This window comes from Pseudomonas sp. NPDC090592 (genome assembly GCF_044769185.1).
Taxonomy (GTDB): Bacteria; Pseudomonadota; Gammaproteobacteria; order Pseudomonadales; family Pseudomonadaceae; genus Aquipseudomonas.
In genome coordinates, this window is the sequence record NZ_JBIVXJ010000030.1 from 39,308 (window position 1) to 57,048 (window position 17,741).

Below are 17,741 nucleotides of genomic sequence, written 5' to 3' on the forward strand. Positions count from 1 at the left end.
GCCCTGCCTGTTCTGAGTGGTTGCACGCTTATGTCCCTGATCCCCGAAATCGACGCCTTTCTTGGTTGCCCGACGCCAGACGCCTGGATCGAAGCGGCGCTCGCCGACCAGGAAACCCTGTTGATCGACCACAAGAACTGCGAGTTCAAGGCCGCCAGCACCGCCTTGAGCCTGATGGCCAAGTACAATACCCACCTCGACCTGATCAACATGATGTCGCGCCTGGCCCGTGAGGAGCTGGTGCACCACGAGCAGGTGCTGCGCCTGATGAAACGCCGTGGTGTGCCACTGCGCCCGGTATCGGCGGGGCGCTATGCGTCGGGGCTGCGCCGCCTGGTGCGCGCCCATGAGCCGGTGAAACTGGTGGATACGCTGGTGGTGGGAGCGTTCATCGAGGCACGCAGCTGCGAGCGCTTTGCCGCGTTGGTGCCGCACCTGGATGAAGAGCTGGGCCGCTTCTATCACGGCCTGCTGAAAAGCGAAGCGCGCCATTACCAGGGTTACCTGAAACTGGCGCACAACTATGGTGATGAGGCGGACATTGCCCGCCGGGTTGAACTGGTACGCGCTGCAGAAATGGAGCTGATCCAGTCACCAGACCAGGAACTGCGCTTCCACAGCGGTATCCCGCAGGCACTGGCCGCCTGATTCGCACCAGGCGGCCAGGCTTCAGTTGCGCCGGCCCAGCAGCAGGCCCACCACCAGGCCCAGGCCGGCTGAAATGGCCACGGTCTGCCAGGGGTGGCCACCGATGTAGTCCTGGGTGGCGTCCACCACCGGTTGCGCCTTGTCCCGCACATTGCCAGCGGCCTGGCGTGCCTGCTTCAGTTTGAGGCTCACCTGCGCGCGCAGGGTTTCAGCTTCTTCGCCTACCAGGGAAGCGCTGTCGGTCAGCAGTTTTTCCGATTCTTCGATCAGCGACTGCAGCTCGCTGAATACCTGGTCCTTGATCTGGTCACTGTCGGCCTGTGTGGCGTTTTTGCGGGCCATGAACTCGTCCTCGTCGATGGGGTGGTTTGAACAATGGATGCCGCCGCGTCGGGAAAGTTGCGCCGGCTTTCCGATGTTGCGTTGCCTGGGTGTAAGATAGCGGCCATTTTCAAACCTGCAGGTACCTTCATGAGTTTCAATCTGGCCAACATGAGCTTCGAGGAACGGGCGCAGATCGAGGCAGAGAAGGCGCGGCTGTTCGAGATGTGGCAGAACAACCTGGGCAAGGCCAAGGGCGATGCGGCCCGGCTGATTGCCGAAAAGCCACGACGCAAGGGCAAATGGGCCGAGTGGGTGCGCGCCGAGCTGGACGGCATGTCGCCGCCCGAATACGCCAGCATGGTGCGCAGCGAAGTCAACAAGCTGATGGCCGCCGCCAGCGCCAACCGCTGAATACACCCCGCCGGGTGCTTACCAGTAGGCACCCTTGGGCAGGTCCAGCTTGCCCTCGTCGGTAAAGCGCACGGTGCCCAGCAACCCGCCCGCCAGTTTGCCGCGCAGTTTGTAGGGCAAGCCCTGCAGCGATTGCGCCTTGCCCAGCCCGTAGGCCTGGCGCAGGAAGGAAAACGCCGTGATGCTCACCGGCACCACGATCACCGCTTCGTCATAACGGCCAATGTGCCCCTGCTGGTCGCTGACCCCGGCGGCCAGCGGCTGGCCGTTCACTTCCAGGTTCACGGCGATGCCGTTGTAGTCGATGGGCGATTCGTTGGGGTTTTGCACCCGCATTTTCACTGCCATGCGCAGCTCCAGTTCCTGCCCGGGCAGCGGCTCGATGCCGATTACGCTGATGTTGACGGGGTCACGGGGCTGGAACAGTGCGCAGGCGGCCAGGGCATAAGTCATCAGCAGCACAAGAAGCCACCGGGCGTAGCGGTATGGACGGGCAGTCATGAGGGCGACCTTGCCGAAGTAAACGAACGGTCAGTGTGGCAAATGCGCGTCGGCGTTGAAAGTATCCCTTCAGATGAAAGATACTGTTTCTCATTAACGCCCGATAACCCCTCTTACTGGCTGCTTCCAAACCCATGCTGACGTCACCCGTGTCGGGGCTGCTGGCGAGTTTCCAGGAGCACTACGACGACCTGCTCCAGTTTCTGACCCGGCGCATGAGCGACCGCCAGCGCGCCGCCGACGTGGCGCAGGAAACCTACCTCAAACTGGTCAAGATCGATGAGCAGGCGCTGCCGGTGTTGCACGCCCGCAGCTTCATCTTCCGTGTGGCCGGTAACCTGGCAATCGATGCCCTGCGCCGCGAGCAGCGCCTCGCCGCCAGCCACGACGACTGTGACGGGGCGGGTGAACTGGCTTGCCCGGCGCCAGCGCCCGAGGCGACATTGCTGGCTCGGGAGCGCCTGCGAATCCTCGACGATGCGCTGCTGGAACTGCCCGACAAAGCCCGTCAGGCGTTGCTGCTGAACCGCGTCGAGGGCCTGACCCAGGCACAGGTTGCACAGCGGCTGGGGGTGTCCGAGAGCATGGTGGCCAAATATATCGGCCAGGCCCTGCGCCATTGTCGTGACTGGCTCAAGCAGGCCGGTGTGGCTGCCTCTGTGGTGTTGCTGGTCGCCGCGGTGGCGGGTTGGCAGCAGGCACCGATGCTGCTGGCGGACTACCACACCGCGGTGGGTGAGCGGCAGGTAATTAACCTGGCGGACGGCACGCGGGTGACGCTGAACAGCGCCAGTGCGCTGAGTGTGGTGTTCAACGAGCACGAACGCCGGGTGGTGCTGGATGCCGGTGAAGCCCTGTTCGAGACCACTGATGATGCCCGGCCGTTCGTGGTCGAGACGGCGGGTGAGCGTGTGCAGGGTGGTGCCGCTACCTTCAGCGTACGCCGCGATGGCCGCGTGGTGTTGGCACGCGGTGAAGCCAAAGTTGGCGAACATGAGCTGGCGGTGGCGGCCGATGCCGGTGCGCAGATGGCCTGGCAGCGCGGCAAGCTGATCTTCAATGGCAAACCGCTGGGGCAGGTGCTGACCGAGCTTGAACGCTACCGGCAGGGGCGCATCGTGCTGTCCGATAGCAAGCTGGCGGCGATGGAGGTGAGTGGGGTGTTTGACCTTGACGAGCCTGAGGCACTGCTGCGCACGCTTGAGCAGCGGTATGGGCTGAAGGTTACCTATCTGCCGTGGCTGGCTGTGGTGCATTGATTCGCCTGTGCCGGCCTCTTCGCGGGCTCGCCCGCTTCCACAGGTCCAACACCTCTGTCGAGCTCTGTGGCGCACCTGTGGGAGCGGGCATGCCCGCGAAGAGGCCAGCACAGGAAAAATAATTTCATTTGGCACTGCAAGTTCCTGCAAGCCAGATCGTCGTAGTGGGACTGATCAGCAACCCATTCTCATTTACGACTTGTCAGGAAGCTCTTTCGTGCCTCTGATGCTCAAGCCCTTGTACCGCCGTCGCGGTCCTCTTCACCACACCTTGATGTCCTGCAGTGCCCTGGCCATGCTGCTCGGCCCCCTGCATGCATTGGCCGCGACCACTGCCGAACAGGCCCAGATACAGGCTCGCCAGGTTCAGCTCGACCTGCCGGCCCAGCCGCTGGACCAGGCCCTGACCACCTTCGCCGACCAGGCCGGCCTGCACTTGCTGTTCACCACAGGCGATGTTGCAGGCGTTGCCAGCCCGGCCTTGCACGGCAGCTACAGCGTCGAGCAGGCGCTGCAGGAGTTGCTGGCAGGCAGCGGCATGAGCTGGCATTTCAGCGACGCCCGCACCGTAACCCTGCGCAAGGCCGATACAGCGCCACAGGCGGTCAACCTCAAACCGATCGAAGTCAGCGTGGCCTCGCGCACCAGCACCGCCATCAGCGAAATCCCCGGTACTGTCTGGGTGGTCGACCAGCAGCAGCTGCGCGAGCAGATCGACAGCGGCGTCAGCCTGAAGGAAGCCATCGGCAAGCTGGTACCGGGCCTTGACCTGGCGCCGGAAGGGCGCACCAACTATGGCCAGAACATGCGCGGGCGTAACGTGCTGGTGATGATCGACGGGGTCAGCCAGAACAGCTCGCGCGGCCTGTCGCGCCAGTTCGACAGCATTTCGCCGTTCAACGTCGAGCGTGTGGAAGTATTGTCTGGCGCCAGCGCCATCTACGGCGGCGGGGCCACTGGCGGTATCATCAACATCGTGACCAAGAAGGGCGAGCCCGGCCCGGCGCGCTTCGAAACCCAGCTGGGCGCCAGCAGCGGCTTCAACAACAGCGACGACCTGGCCACCCGCTTCGCCCAGTCGATCAGCGGCGGCAACGAGCGGGTCAATGCCCGGCTGGGTATTTCCGGCGAGCAGAACGAAGCCTTCTACGACGGTGCCGGTGATCAGATTTTCATCGACAACACCCAGACCGATTTGCAGTACAACCGCACCATCGACGTGCTCGGCACCCTGGGGTTGCAGTTGAATGACCAGCAGAGCCTCGACCTGCTGGCCCAGTACTACGACTCGGGCAACCACGGCAGCACTGGCATTTACTTCCCCAACCTCAACTACAACGCACCGTCCGACCTGGAGGACGCTGAACTGCGTAGCGGTTACTCGTCCGACCTGGAACCGCGCACCCGGCGCTTGCTGCTCAACGCCAACTACCACCACGCCGACGTGCTGGGCCAGGACTTCTACCTGCAGGCCTCGTACCGCAAGGAAGACGACAACTTCTACCCGTTCCCGTACTACAACCGCGCCACGCCCACCGGATCGCGCGGGGTGTACTTCGCCGCCTCGCAGCAGAACTTCGAGGTCACCAGCCTCAAGGGCCTGTTTGCCAAGCAGTGGGACACGCTGAAGCTGACCTACGGCGTCGACCTGGACCGTGAGCGTTTCAATGCCGAGCAGACCACGTTCAACGCCCTGACCTCGTCCGAGTCGGGCGGGCTGGAGATGGAAAAGGACAGCAAGGCCCCGCGCTACCCGAGCTACCGCGTCGATGGTGTGTCGATGTATGCCCAACTGGACTGGCACGCCACCGACAACCTCACCGTTTCGGGCGGCGCCCGTCGCCAGCAGATGGACGTGGACGTCAGCGACTTCAAGGGCGTGCCCGGCGGCAGCAACGATTACCAGGTCAACCTGTTCAATGTCGGTGCCATCTACGACTTCAAGAACGGTCACCAGGTGTGGACCAACTACGGCGAAGGCTTCGACCTGCCGGACCCGGCCAAGTACTACGGCAAGCCGGGCCTGAGCGTGGCCGACAACCCGCTGGCCGGTATCAAGAGCCGCCAGGTGGAACTGGGCTGGCGCTATGCCGACCTGGATTGGGATGCCCAGGCGGCGCTGTACTACATCTGGTCGGACAAGATCATCAACGTCGATTCGCAAACGCTGACGATCAACGTGGAAGAGCAGAAGAGCCGCGATTTTGGCTTTGAAGGTGCATTGACCCGACACTTCCAGACCGGCTGGGAGGCGGGGGGGACCTTGCACCTGACCCGCTCTGAAGAAGAGGCTGCCGATGGCGGCTGGATCAAGCGCGATGCCCGTTATGCCTCGTTGTCCAAGGCCACTGCATTCGTCGGCTGGAAGGGCGATGGCCGCAGCGCGCGGCTGCAGGCCAACCATGCTTTCAGCCTGAAGGACGATGCCGACCACGAGATCGACGGCTACACCACCTTCGACCTGCTGGGCAGCCAGGACACCGGCTTCGGCACTTTCAGCGCCGGTATCCAGAACCTGCTGGACAAGCAGTACAGCACGGTCTGGGGGCAGCGTGCGACGCTGTTCTATTCGCCAACCTACGGGCCGGCCTACCTGTATGACTACCAGGGGCGCGGGCGGACCTACACCCTGACCTGGAGCATGGCTTACTGATTGGTATTGCCTGCTCTGGCCCCTTCGCGGGTGAACCCGCTCCCACAGGTTCACCACAGGTGCTGAAAGCGGTGCAGTACCTGTGGGAGCGGGCGAGCCCGCGAAGGGGCCAGTTCAGGCGAACGCTGCCAGCAAATCCTGCGCAAAGGCCTGCTGCGCCTCACCCACCAACTGTGACCGGTGCCGTGCCAGGGTGAACGGCACCACAAAATCCAGCCCGTCGTCCAATGCCCACAACATACCATCGGCCTCCCACGGCTGTGCGCAATGGCATGGCAGATAGCCAATGTGCCGCCCCGACAAAATGAACGTCAGCACACTCTCGATCTGCTCAGCCACCGCCATGCTGCGCCGGCTCTGGAACGGCTCACCGCTCTTCAGAAACCGGTAGGGGTGGCGCACCTGGTCCGTCTCCAGCAAGCGCTCCAGCCCCACATCCGCTTCGCCAAACAGCACATGCCCCTTGCCGCAATACAGCCGTTGCCGCTCCTCGAACAGCGGCTGGTAATCGAAAGCCGCCTGGTTGCCGGAAAAGTAGCTGATGGCGTAGTCCAGCCGCTGCTCCAGCAACAACCGCTCCAGCTCGGCCGGGGGGGCGCTGATCAGCTCCAGCTGCACCGACTCATCTCGTCTGCGAAACGCTGCAATCGCCGCCGCCAGCTTCAGGCTTACGGCCTTGTCCTGGTCTTCGGCCATGCCGACGCGCACCGTCCCCAGCAGCCGCCCGGCAACACCGTTGGCCTGCTGGCGAAACTGTTCGATATTCAGCAGCAGCCCACGGGCCGCCTCCAATAGCAACGCGCCTTTTTCCGTCAGCTGAAAACCACCCTTGCCCCGGCTGCACAGGCGGTAACCCAGGCGAGCTTCCAGCTGCGCCATGCGCTGGCTGATGGTGGGCTGGCTCAGGCCCAGCACGCCTTGCGCGGCGCTGAAGCCTCCGGCCTCGACTACAGTGACGAACAGCCGCAGCAGGTGCAGGTCGGGGTCGTGTACCTGTCCAAGCATTACATTGCTCCTGGTGAATGTCAGCTTTGCAAACTTGCCATTCCTGCAATGTAACCCGGCTGCCATGCTCGCGGCATCCACCCATTTGCCGAGGTGTCCGCCATGCGTCGATCGTTGTGCCTTTTGTCCCTGGTCCTGGCTTTGCCGCTGCAAGCCGAAGAAAAGGTCGTCAACCTCTACAGCTGGGCCGACTATGTCGCCCCGCAAACCCTCAAGCGTTTCGAACAGGAAACCGGCTACAAGGTGCGTTACGACACCTTCGATACCACCGAAGTGCTGGAAACCAAGCTGCTTACCGGTGGCAGTGGCTACGACGTGGTGGTGCCATCGTCTACCGTGCTGGCCCGGGCGCTCAGGGCCAACGCCCTGCAACCGCTCGACCCCCAGGCCATGCCCGGCTACAGCAACCTCGACAAGGACCTGTTGGCCAAGCTCGCCGAGGCCGACCCCGGCAACCGCCATGCCGTGCCGTACACCTGGGGCACGTTGGGGCTGGGTGTGAACGTGGAGGCCGTGCGCCAGCGCCTGGGTGACGTGCCGCTGGACAGCCTCGACCTGCTGTTCAAGCCCGAGTACGCCAGCCGCCTTAAGGACTGTGGCATCGCCATGCCCGATTCGCCGCAGGAAGTGATCGGCGTGGCCCTGAACTACCTGGGCAAGGACCCTTACAGCCAGAACAAAGAGGATCTGGCCGCCGCGCAGCAACTGCTGAGCCAGTTGCAGCCCTCGATCAGCTACGTCGCCAATGGCCGGCAGATCAGCGACCTGGCCAACGGCAGCGTGTGCCTGGCGCTGACCTACAACGGCGATGCTGCGATGGCTGCCGACCAGGCCCGCCGTGCCGGCAAGCCGTTCGAGCTGATTTACCGCATCCCGCGGGAAGGCACGCTGGTGTGGCAGGACAACCTGGTCATCCCCAAGGATGCGCCCCATCCAGAGGCGGCCCGGGCGTTCATTGCCTTCATGCTCAAGCCCGAGTCGGTGGCCGCGCTGACCAACACCCTGTTCTTCGCCAACGCCAACCAGGCCGCCACGCCATTGGTGGACGAGGCGGTGCGTAACGACCCCGACATCTACCCGCCGGCTGCAGTGCGCCAGCGTCTGTTTGCCGACCGCAGCATGGCCCTGTCCGACCTGCGTCAGCGCAACCGGCTGTGGACTGCCTTCCGCACCCGGCAGTAACTCATGACAACCAAGGAGCCCGACCGTGGAGCAAGCCGCAAGCAATGACCAGGCAATAACCCGCGACAGCCTGTATGGCACCGCCGCAGAAAGTACCTACGCCGGCATTACCAGTTTCTCTCGCCGCCGCTACAGCCGCGACTTGCGCGGTGTGGATGTGGTGGTCAGCGGTGTGCCGTTCGATACCGCCACCAGCAACCGCCCTGGCGCACGTTTCGGCCCGCGGGCGATCCGCGCCGCCTCGGTGCAGCAGGCCTGGGCCCGGCACTGGCCATGGGCGTTCGACCCGTTCGACCACCTGGCAGTGATCGACTATGGCGACTGCGCTTTCGACAATGGCACGCCGCAGTCGGTGCCGGACAGCATCGAGGCCCATGCCAGCCATATCCTGGAGGCGGGCTGCGCCATGCTTACCCTCGGTGGCGACCACTTCATCAGCTACCCGCTGCTCAAGGCCCACGCCCGCCGGCATGGCCCGCTGGCGCTGATCCACTTCGATGCCCACAGCGATACCTGGCCGGACGAGGAGGGCAAGCGTATCGACCACGGCACCATGTTCTGGCATGCCGCCCGTGAAGGCCTGGTGGACCCCGCCCACTCGGTGCAGATCGGCCTGCGCACCACCAACGATGACAGCCAGGACTTTGCCATCCTCGACGCGCGGCAGGTGCATCGTAAGGGTACTGAGGCGATCATTGAGGCGATTCGCCAGCGGGTGGGTGAGCGGCCGGTGTACCTCACCTTCGATATCGACTGCCTTGACCCCGCCTATGCGCCGGGCACGGGTACGCCTGTGTGTGGCGGCTTGAGCACGGTGCAGGCGCTGGAGATTCTGGGCGGGTTGCGCGGTATCAACCTGGTGGGCATGGACCTGGTGGAAGTGGCGCCGGCCTACGACCATGCCGACATCACCGCATTGGCCGGGGCGACCCTGGCGATGGAGATGCTGTGCCTGTATGCGGCCCGGCACAAGGCTGCTCTCCTGGAATAAAACATGACTCATTGATTCAGCAGGGATTCTGTGGGAGCGGGCTTGCCCGCGGTACACCGGCAAAGCCGGTGCCATGCACCGCGTGGCCCCCTTCGCGGGACAAGCCCGCTCCCACAATGACCATTGTCCGAATAGGCCCATACTGAAACATCAGGAATCAACTCCACCCGCATTCACACTTTTGCCGCGAACCCTTCGCGCCTTAGGCTATCAAACCCACCAGGCGCGGCATTTTCGTACAGGAGGTGAAGCATGATCCCGACATTGCCCATCCTGGCCCTCGGCCTGGCCTTGTGCCTGCCCGCACACGCTGCCCCGCAGCAGCCTTTGCAGCTCGCCGCGGGCAACAACAACTCCTACAACAGCCCGATCCAGCGCGCCAACCCCAACAGCCGCCAAGGCAGCATGCCGGCCACGCCCCCCGTGCGCGGTCCGTCCACCGACCCGTACCAGCGTACGCCCAGCCTGGACAACCGCGGCATCGGCAACGGTGACAACCTGCGGCGACAGCAACAAACCCCGAACCTGGAACCGACACGGCCACCCCGCGACAACCCGCGTGCGCCGTGAGCCCCTATGAAAGGAATTCTGCATGCCTAAAGCACCCTGGCTAGCCACTCTGGCTGCCGCCGCACTCATGCCCCTGTTGGCACAGGCCGCGGCAGAGCAACAGTTTCGCAGCGAAGCAGGCACGTTGACCGTCAGCACCCTGGCCGACGGCCTGCGCAACCCGTGGGCGCTGGCTTTTCTACCGGGTGGCAAGGACATGCTGGTAACCGAGCGCGCCGGCAACCTGCGGGTGGTCAACGCTGAAGGCAAGGTCGGGCCGCCGATCAACGGCGTGCCCAAGGTCTGGGCCGAGGGCCAGGGCGGCCTGCTGGATGTGGTGCTGTCGCCGGAATTCGACAAGGACCGCACCGTGTACCTGTCCTACGCCGAGGAGGGCAGTGACGGCAAGGCCGGGACCGCTGTCGGGCGTGGCCAGTTGTCCGAAGACCGCGCCCGGCTGGAGAACTTCAGCGTGATCTTCCGCCAGCAGCCCAAGCTGTCGGTGGGCAACCACTTCGGCTCGCGCCTGGTTTTCGACCGCAATGGCTACCTGTTCATTGCGCTTGGCGAGAACAACCAACGCCCAACTGCCCAGGACCTGGACAAGTTGCAGGGCAAGATCGTGCGCATCCTCCCCGATGGTGAAGTGCCCAAGGACAACCCTTTCGTTGGCAAGGACAATGTGCGGCCGGAGATCTGGTCGTTCGGCCACCGCAACCAGCAAGGCGCCGCGCTCAACCCCTGGACCGGCAAGCTATGGACCCACGAACACGGCCCGCGTGGCGGTGACGAAATCAACATCCCCGAGCCCGGCAAGAACTACGGCTGGCCGATCGCGACCCATGGCATCAACTACTCGCTGCTGCCGATCCCCGAGGCCAAGGGCAAGCATGTCGACGGTATGGTCGACCCACACCATGTATGGGAGAAGTCGCCCGGTATCAGCGGCATGGCGTTCTATGACAGCCCGACATTCAAGGCCTGGGACCACAGCCTGTTCATTGGTGCGCTGGCCACGCAGGAGCTGATCCGCTTGCAGCTGAAGGGTGACAAGGTGGTGCATGAGGAGCGCCTGCTGGGCGACCTGAAGGCGCGTATCCGCGATGTGCGGGTGGGGCCGGATGGGTACATCTATGTGCTGACCGATGATAAGGATGGTGCATTGCTCAAGGTGGGTTTGGGCGCAGAAACCTGATAACTCGGCATGTTACGCGGTCCCCTGTGGGAGCGGGCTTGCCCGCGAACACGGGCGAAGCCCGTGCCATCCACCGCGCTGCATGCTTCGCGGGCACGCCCGCTCCCACAGGAGACCGCGCCAACCTTCTGTATTTGCGCAAGTAGGTTATTCCCAAGAGGTGTGTTGTGGCATTCGGTTAGAATGCCGCATGGCCATCACTCCCCAATCCCTCTACCAGCAAGCCCTGACCACCCAGGGCTACGTCGCCGACCCTGCCCAGGCCCGTGCCGTCGAGGCCCTGCAAGCTTGTTTCCTTGCCGTGGAGCAGGGCCGCCCGACCCAGGGCATCTACCTATGGGGCCCGGTCGGGCGCGGCAAGACCTGGCTGATGGACCAGTTTCACCGCTGTCTACGAATCCCCAGCCGGCGCCAGCACTTCCACCACTTCATGGCCTGGGTGCACCAGCGCCTGTTCCAGCTCAACGGTACCGCCGACCCGTTGCTGGCGTTGGCGCGTAAACTGGCCGGGCAGATCCGCGTGCTGTGCTTCGACGAACTGTTCGTCAACGATATCGGCGACGCAATCATTCTGGGTCGCCTGTTCCAGGTACTGTTCGACCAGGGCGTGGTAATTGTCGCCACTTCCAACCAGCCACCCGAACAGCTCTACCGCGACGGCTTCAACCGCGAGCGGTTCCTGCCGGCCATCGCCGCGATCCAGCGGCACATGCAGGTGCTGCCGGTGGCAGGGGAGCAGGACCATCGCCTGCACCCTGGTGCCGAACGCCAGCGTTACTGGGTGGCAGAGCCGGGACAGGCCAGCCAGTTAGGCGAGGTGTTTCGCAAACTCAGCCCGGATGACCCCGGCAACGATCGGCCATTGCAGATCGGCTCCAGGCATATCCAGGTGGTACGTCGTAGCGAACAGGCCATCTGGTGCAGCTTTACCGGCCTGTGCGAACAACCACTGGCAGCCATGGAGTTCATGGCCCTGTGCGACCGTTTCCCCGCCATTCTGGTATCGGAGGTTCCGGTACTGGGCGGTGAACAGCGGGCCGGGCGTATTGCCCGAGGCACCGAGGATGCGGCGGCGCGGGTGGTGGCGGGCGACCGCGAACTGCCGGCGCTGTCGCCCAAGGACGACGCCGTGCGCCGTTTCATTGCCCTGGTCGACGAATGCTACGACCGCCGCGTGGCCTTGTACCTGGAAGCGCAGGTGCCGCTGGAGGCCCTTTACACTCAAGGGTATCTGGCGTTCCCGTACCAACGGACCCTGAGCCGGCTACGAGAGATGCAACTGCAACGCTTCGCCTGATCGGCTGCGGTTGTCAAGGCTCACACAGGTACCCTGTTGGCTCGGAGCCAGCGCAGCCCAATGGGCTGGGCAATCTCCCACAGGAAGCGCGGCACCGCTTTATTTGTTCAGCCACTCCACCAGCGTACGGTTGAACCGCACCGGCTCTTCGATCTGTGGCGCATGCCCCATGCCTTCGAAGGTGATCAACTCACCCTTGGGAATCAGCTTGGCCACCTGTGGCCCCAGCACTTCATACTTGCCCAGCTTCGCCTTGACGTCTGGCGGCGCGATATCACTGCCAATCGCTGTGGTGTCCTTGTCGCCGATAAGCAGCAAGGTTGGCATCTGCAGGTACTTGAACTCGTGGTACACCGGCTGGGTGAAGATCATGTCGTAGATCAGCGCCGAGTTCCACGCCACTGCTTCATGCCCCGGGCCTTTGTTCAGGCCCACCAGCATCTGTACCCAGCGTTCGTATTCGGGCTTCCAACGCCCGGCGTAGTAAGTCTTGCGCTCGTATTCGCGCACCCCCTCGGCATCCAGCTTCAGCTCGCGGGCATACCACTGGTCCACAGTGCGGTAGGGCACGCCAAGGGCCTTCCAGTCTTCCAGGCCAATCGGGTTGACCATGGCCAGGCGTTCCACCTGCTGCGGGTACATCAGCGCATAGCGGGTGGCAAGCATGCCGCCGGTGGAGTGGCCGAGCACGATGGTTTGCTTCACACCCAGCTGCTCCAGCAGCGCATGGGTGTTGTCGGCCAGTTGCTGGAAGCTGTACTGGTAATGCGCCGGTTTGCTCGAGGTACAGAAGCCGATCTGATCCGGCGCAATGACCCGGTAGCCGGCTTTGCTCAAGGCGTCGATGGTGGTTTCCCAGGTGGCGGCGCAGAAGTTCTTGCCGTGCATCAGCACCACGCTGTGGCCGTTGGCCTGGCCTTGCGCGGGCACGTCCATGTAGCCCATCTGCAGGGCCTGGCCCTGGGACTTGAAAGCAAAATGCTTGAGCGGGTGCGGGTAACTGAAACCTTCGAGCTGGGGGCCATAGGTGGGCGATTCGGCGGCGAAGGCCGAACCGCTGGCCAGGCAGGCCAAGGCCAGGGCGGTTGCGCGCAGCATGGGGGCACTCCATGTTGGACCATGTAGGAAAAAGGGAATGTAACAGCCCATGGACCACGCGGAAGGTGAAAGGTGTTACCAGGCGTGAAACCAGCCCAGGGTAATCATCGCTAGCACTGCGTAACGGCCAGCCTTGGCCAAGGTCACCAGCAGCAGGAAGCGCCAGAACGGCTCGCGCATGATGCCGGCGATGAGCGTGAGCGGGTCGCCGATTACCGGCATCCAGCTGAGCAGCAGCGACCATTGCCCCCAGCGCTGGTAGCGTAGCTGCGCGCGCTCCAGTTGCGCCGCGCTGAACGGGAACCAGCGCTTGTCGCGCAGGTGCTCGATGGCCCGGCCCAGCAGCCAGTTGACCACCGAGCCGAGCACATTGCCCAGGGTGGCCACCAGCAGCAGGGTCGCCCAAGCCTCGGGCTGGCGCAGCAACAGGCCGATCAGCACGGCTTCCGACTGCAGCGGTAGCAGGGTGGCGGCACCAAAGGCGCTGAAGAACAGCGCCCACAGGCTGAGCATCAGTAGTTGGCGACCACGGTGTCCTGGCCATCCTGGGTCACCCCGATGACCTGGTAGGCATCTTTGTGGTCACCCATTTCCATGCCCGGCGAGCCCATTGGCATGCCCGGCACGGCCAGGCCCTTGAGGTCGCTGCGCTTGGCCAGCAGGCGCACCTGCTCGGCCGGCACATGGCCTTCGACGAACTTGCCGTCGATTACCCCGGTGTGGCACGACGCCAGGCGCGGCGCCACACCCAGGCGTTGCTTGACCGCGCTCATATTCGGCTCGACGTGGTCGTTGACAGTGAAACCATTGTCACGCAGGTGGCTGATCCAGGCCTTGCAGCAACCGCAGTTGGGGTCGCGGTACACGTCGATGGTCTCGGCGGCCTGAGCCAGGCCGGTAATGGCCAGCAGGCTCAAGGCCAGCAGGTGTTTGCGTAGCATGGTGAAACTCCTTCCAGCGTTCGGTCAGCAGCATAGCGTAAGCGGCTGGTAGCCAAGTTGCACGCTACAGTGCTGTCAGCTTGTCACCTCATCGGCACCGAGGTCACGCATCAGCAGGGCGTAGCCAAGCGCAACCTGCTCCGGGATGGGCAGGTACACCACGTGGCCGTCGCCCGGTGCCACGTCGATGGCCTGCTGCTGGCGTTTGCACAGGCGGTGCAAGTCGAAATGGTAGTTGCCGCGCGGGGTCATCAGCTCCAGATGGTCACCTACGGCAAAGCGGTTCTTCACCCTGACCTCGGCCAGGCCATCGACCCGCACGCCGGTCAGTTCGCCAACGAACTGCTGGCGCTCGGACACCGAGTTGCCGCGCTGGTAATTCTGGTATTCGTCATGCACGTGGCGGCGCAGGAAACCTTCGGTGTAACCGCGTTGGGCGAGGGATTCCAGATTGCCCATCAGGGTACGGTCGAACGGCCGCCCGGCCACGGCGTCATCGATCGCCTGGCGGTACGATTGCACCGCGCGGGCACAGTAGAAGTGCGACTTGGTGCGGCCTTCGATTTTCAGTGAATGCACGCCCATGCCAGCCAGGCGCTCGACGTGCTGGATGGCGCGCAGGTCCTTGGCGTTCATGATGTAGGTGCCGTGCTCGTCCTCGAATGCCGGCATTTCGGTGCCGGGGCGGTTGCTTTCCTGCAGCAGGAACACCTGCTCGGTGGGAGAGCCAAGGCCAAGGGTGGGCTGCACTTCGCGCACGATGTCGCCAGTGGCGTTCTCGGTGGCCGGCGTGGCGTGGTACTGCCAGCGGCAGGCGTTGGTGCAGGTGCCCTGGTTGGCGTCACGCTTGTTGAGGTAGCCCGACAGCAGGCAACGGCCCGAGTAGGCCATGCATAGCGCGCCGTGGACGAACACCTCCAGTTCCATGCCCGGCACCTGCTGGCGGATTTCCTCGATCTCTTCCAAAGATAGCTCGCGCGACAGGATCACCCGGCTCAGGCCCATTTGTTGCCAGAACTGCACACTTGCCCAGTTGACTGTATTGGCCTGCACCGACAGATGCACCGGCATGTGCGGGAAGTGCTGGCGTACCAGCATGATCAGGCCGGGGTCGGACATGATCAGCGCGTCTGGCGCCATGTCGATGACCGGTGCCAGGTCCTTGAGGAAGGTCTTGAGCTTGGCATTGTGCGGGGCGATGTTGACCACCACGTAGAAGCGTTTGCCCAGGGCATGTGCCTCCTGGATGCCTAGCGCCAGGTTGGCATGGTCGAATTCGTTGTTGCGCACCCGCAAGCTGTAGCGCGGCTGGCCGGCATAGACCGCATCGGCGCCATAGGCAAAGGCGTAACGCATGGTCTTCAGGGTGCCGGCGGGGGCCAGCAGTTCGGGCTTGGCGTTAGAGGTCATGGTGCGCACCGGGGCAAAGGGCGGGGATGCTAAAGCCGGCGGGCCATACACGTATTGATTTACATCAAGGGCGTGGCGGCACTTTTAGCCAAGCGGCGCGCACTAATATCCCAGAAGCCACTTGAGGAGATGCGATGAACGAAGCCGCGCTACAGAACAAAGCCCTGGCAGTACTTTTGGCGCTGGTGACCATCGCCTTTTTCTGGATATTGCTGCCATATTACGGTGCGATCTTCTGGGCGGTGATACTCGGCATCCTGTTCGCCCCGTTGCAGCGCCATCTGCTTATCCGTTTTGGGCGCAGGCGCAACCTGGCCGCAGCCACGACCACGCTGGTGTGCCTGCTGGTGGCGATCCTGCCGGTCATCATTACCAGCGCGCTGCTGGTACAGGAAGGTGCCACGCTGTATCAGCGTATCGAAAGCGGGCAGCTGGACATCGCCGGCTATGTCGAGCACGGCAAGGACATGCTGCCAGCGTTTGCCCAGCATGGCCTGGACAACCTGGGCATGGGCAACCTCGACGGGCTACGCGACAAGATCACCAAATGGGCAACCCAGGGCAGCCAGGTGCTGGCCAGCCAGGCGTTCAGCTTTGGCCAGGGCACGTTCGAGTTCCTGGTCAGCTTCGGCATCATGATGTACCTGTTGTTCTTCTTCCTGCGCGAAGGCGCGGAGTTAGCCCGCCGGGTGCGGCTGGCCGTGCCGCTGCCCGAGCACCAGAAGCGCCGGTTGCAGCTGAAATTCAACCGTGTGGTGCGGGCAACAGTAAAAGGCAATGTATTGGTAGCCATTACCCAGGGGGCGTTGGGCGGCTTCATCTTCTGGGTACTGGATATTCCCAGTGCACTGGTGTGGGCAGTGCTGATGGCGTTTCTGTCGCTGCTGCCGGCGGTGGGGGCGGGCATCGTGTGGGCACCGGTGGCGGCCTACTTCCTGATGACCGGGGCGATATTGCCGGGGATCATACTGACCGCGTTCGGGGTACTGGTGATCGGCCTGGTGGACAACCTTTTGCGGCCGATCCTGGTGGGCAAGGATACGCGCATGCCGGACTACCTGATTCTGGTGTCGACACTGGGTGGGCTGGCGGTGTTCGGGCTCAACGGTTTTGTCATCGGGCCGCTGATCGCGGCGCTGTTCGTGTCCAGCTGGGCAATCTTTGCCGCGACCAAGCCGCAAGTGCAGTTGCCGCAGTAGTGGAGGAGCGCGCGGTCAATTTGGGAGCGGGCACGCCCGCGAACACGGGCGAAGCCCGTGACTGCCTCCGCAGCGCCTGATTCGCGGGCATGCCCGCTCCCACAGGGTTCGGCGATGAAGCTGCAATCAGGCGTGGCACCCGTACAGGATGAAGTCGACCAGAGGGTCGATCAGTCGCGATCCCTTGTAGGAGCGGCCTTGTGTCGCGATCGGGCCGCAAGGCCGCTCCTACAAGTATGGCGCAGGTCTTTAGAAGGACTGCGGCATCTCGCCCCTGGCCAGGCGGCGGTTGATGTCGGCGATCACTTCCGGCAGTTCGTTGATGGTGTCGATCAGGTAGTGTGGGCGCGAGCCGGCAAACAGCGTGTGGATGCGCTTGCGCTCGCTTTCCAGCTTCTCGGCACTCAGTGCGCGGTAGCCTTCCCAGGTCAGGCCCAGGGCGTTGCCCGAGCACACCAGCGCCACGGTCCACATGCCGGCACGACGGCCTTCGAGAATGCCCGGCACGGTGTCGTCGACCTTTACGCAGGCCGCCACATCGTCGATGCCCAGGGCAATCACGTTGGCCAGCGCCTGGGCAGGCCATGGGCGGCCATTCGGGGTTTCGTCGGTGGCCACCACGTGGTCGGCCACGTAGCCGTTTTGCGCGGCCAGCTCCACCACCTTGTCCATCACCACCTTCGGGTAGCCCGAGCACGAGCCGATCTTCAGGCCGTCCTGGCGCAGCCCGGTCAGGGTGTCCAGGGCACCGGGAATCAGCGCCGAGTGCACGGCGATCTTCTCGATCTGCAACGGCATGAAACGGTTGTAGATGGCAGTGACATCATCGTCGGTCGGCGTGCGGCCGAACACCTTGCGGTAACGCTCGGCAATGTCCGGCACGTCGCACAGGGTGCGGATGTGGTCCCACTTGCCCATGCCCATCGGGCCACGGGCTTCTTCGATGGACACCTGCACGTCGAATTCGGCAAAGGCTTCGACAAAGATCTGGGTCGGGGCGAACGAGCCGAAGTCGACCACGGTGCCGGCCCAGTCGAGGATGGCGGCTTGCAGCTGGGTAGGGTTGCTGTAGTTCATG

Annotated in this window: 18 protein-coding genes; 10 read left to right on the plus strand and 8 right to left on the minus strand. The window is 63.7% G+C overall.

The window, feature by feature from the left end; genetic code table 11:
* Positions 1-30: 30 nt before the first annotated feature.
* Positions 31-648, plus strand: a complete 618-nt coding sequence (locus tag ACIQUI_RS22835; RefSeq protein ID WP_012271474.1) for a tRNA-(ms[2]io[6]A)-hydroxylase — start codon at positions 31-33, stop codon at positions 646-648.
* Positions 649-669: 21 nt separating this feature from the next.
* On the opposite strand, the gene ACIQUI_RS22840 is transcribed toward ACIQUI_RS22835, so the two are convergent.
* The gene (locus ACIQUI_RS22840; RefSeq protein ID WP_403202887.1) at positions 670-990 is read right to left on the minus strand and encodes a YqjD family protein; all 321 of its coding nucleotides are present in this window, start codon (positions 988-990) and stop codon (positions 670-672) included.
* 129 nt (positions 991-1,119) lie between these two features.
* Here ACIQUI_RS22840 and ACIQUI_RS22845 point away from each other — a divergent pair, with 129 nt between their 5' ends.
* Positions 1,120-1,383, plus strand: coding sequence for a hypothetical protein (locus ACIQUI_RS22845; RefSeq protein ID WP_403202889.1), 264 nt, complete (start codon positions 1,120-1,122; stop codon positions 1,381-1,383).
* A gap of 18 nt (positions 1,384-1,401) precedes the next feature.
* Here the strand turns inward: ACIQUI_RS22845 and ACIQUI_RS22850 are convergent, their stop codons facing one another.
* Positions 1,402-1,884 carry an LEA type 2 family protein gene (locus tag ACIQUI_RS22850; RefSeq protein ID WP_403202891.1) on the minus strand — a complete coding sequence of 161 codons (483 nt, stop codon included), beginning with the start codon at positions 1,882-1,884 and terminating at the stop codon, positions 1,402-1,404.
* Between the two features lie 134 nt (positions 1,885-2,018).
* Here ACIQUI_RS22850 and ACIQUI_RS22855 point away from each other — a divergent pair, with 134 nt between their 5' ends.
* A complete protein-coding gene (locus tag ACIQUI_RS22855; RefSeq protein ID WP_403202893.1) occupies positions 2,019-3,143 on the plus strand; it encodes a sigma-70 family RNA polymerase sigma factor in 1,125 nt (374 codons plus the stop codon).
* 226 nt (positions 3,144-3,369) lie between these two features.
* Positions 3,370-5,796 carry a TonB-dependent receptor gene (locus ACIQUI_RS22860; protein WP_403202942.1) on the plus strand — a complete coding sequence of 809 codons (2,427 nt, stop codon included), beginning with the start codon at positions 3,370-3,372 and terminating at the stop codon, positions 5,794-5,796.
* Positions 5,797-5,910: 114 nt separating this feature from the next.
* Here ACIQUI_RS22860 and ACIQUI_RS22865 read toward each other — a convergent pair whose 3' ends face one another.
* The gene (locus ACIQUI_RS22865) at positions 5,911-6,801 is read right to left on the minus strand and encodes a LysR family transcriptional regulator (RefSeq protein WP_403202895.1); all 891 of its coding nucleotides are present in this window, start codon (positions 6,799-6,801) and stop codon (positions 5,911-5,913) included.
* A 102-nt stretch (positions 6,802-6,903) separates the two neighbouring features.
* Between ACIQUI_RS22865 and ACIQUI_RS22870 the strand changes: the two genes are divergently transcribed.
* The 5 genes from ACIQUI_RS22870 (at position 6,904) to zapE (ending at position 12,015) form a co-directional block, all read left to right on the plus strand.
* The gene (locus ACIQUI_RS22870; RefSeq protein WP_403202897.1) at positions 6,904-7,983 is read left to right on the plus strand and encodes a polyamine ABC transporter substrate-binding protein; all 1,080 of its coding nucleotides are present in this window, start codon (positions 6,904-6,906) and stop codon (positions 7,981-7,983) included.
* Positions 7,984-8,008: 25 nt separating this feature from the next.
* The gene (speB, locus tag ACIQUI_RS22875; protein ID WP_403202899.1) at positions 8,009-8,974 is read left to right on the plus strand and encodes an agmatinase; all 966 of its coding nucleotides are present in this window, start codon (positions 8,009-8,011) and stop codon (positions 8,972-8,974) included.
* Positions 8,975-9,226: 252 nt separating this feature from the next.
* Positions 9,227-9,544: a hypothetical protein gene (locus tag ACIQUI_RS22880; RefSeq protein ID WP_403202901.1), complete on the plus strand. Its 318-nt coding sequence runs from the start codon at positions 9,227-9,229 to the stop codon at positions 9,542-9,544.
* Between the two features lie 22 nt (positions 9,545-9,566).
* Positions 9,567-10,718 carry a PQQ-dependent sugar dehydrogenase gene (locus ACIQUI_RS22885; RefSeq protein ID WP_403202903.1) on the plus strand — a complete coding sequence of 384 codons (1,152 nt, stop codon included), beginning with the start codon at positions 9,567-9,569 and terminating at the stop codon, positions 10,716-10,718.
* Positions 10,719-10,908: 190 nt separating this feature from the next.
* Positions 10,909-12,015, plus strand: coding sequence for a cell division protein ZapE (zapE, locus tag ACIQUI_RS22890; protein ID WP_403202904.1), 1,107 nt, complete (start codon positions 10,909-10,911; stop codon positions 12,013-12,015).
* A gap of 99 nt (positions 12,016-12,114) precedes the next feature.
* Here zapE and ACIQUI_RS22895 read toward each other — a convergent pair whose 3' ends face one another.
* The 4 genes from ACIQUI_RS22895 to yegQ form a co-directional block, all read right to left on the minus strand.
* Positions 12,115-13,113 (minus strand): alpha/beta fold hydrolase, encoded by a 999-nt coding sequence (locus tag ACIQUI_RS22895; RefSeq protein WP_403202906.1) that lies wholly within the window; start codon positions 13,111-13,113, stop codon positions 12,115-12,117.
* A gap of 75 nt (positions 13,114-13,188) precedes the next feature.
* Positions 13,189-13,626 (minus strand): YqaA family protein, encoded by a 438-nt coding sequence (locus ACIQUI_RS22900; RefSeq protein ID WP_403202908.1) that lies wholly within the window; start codon positions 13,624-13,626, stop codon positions 13,189-13,191.
* Entirely contained in the window at positions 13,626-14,054 is a 429-nt protein-coding gene (locus tag ACIQUI_RS22905) for a DUF411 domain-containing protein (protein WP_403202910.1), read from the minus strand. The genes ACIQUI_RS22900 and ACIQUI_RS22905 overlap by 1 nt, the downstream gene beginning before the upstream one ends.
* A gap of 75 nt (positions 14,055-14,129) precedes the next feature.
* A complete protein-coding gene (gene yegQ / locus ACIQUI_RS22910) occupies positions 14,130-15,464 on the minus strand; it encodes a tRNA 5-hydroxyuridine modification protein YegQ (protein ID WP_403202912.1) in 1,335 nt (444 codons plus the stop codon).
* Positions 15,465-15,598: 134 nt separating this feature from the next.
* Here yegQ and ACIQUI_RS22915 point away from each other — a divergent pair, with 134 nt between their 5' ends.
* Entirely contained in the window at positions 15,599-16,663 is a 1,065-nt protein-coding gene (locus ACIQUI_RS22915; RefSeq protein ID WP_403202913.1) for an AI-2E family transporter, read from the plus strand.
* Positions 16,664-16,912: 249 nt separating this feature from the next.
* Here ACIQUI_RS22915 and phnX read toward each other — a convergent pair whose 3' ends face one another.
* The gene (phnX, locus tag ACIQUI_RS22920) at positions 16,913-17,740 is read right to left on the minus strand and encodes a phosphonoacetaldehyde hydrolase (protein WP_403202915.1); all 828 of its coding nucleotides are present in this window, start codon (positions 17,738-17,740) and stop codon (positions 16,913-16,915) included.
* Position 17,741 lies beyond the last annotated feature (1 nt).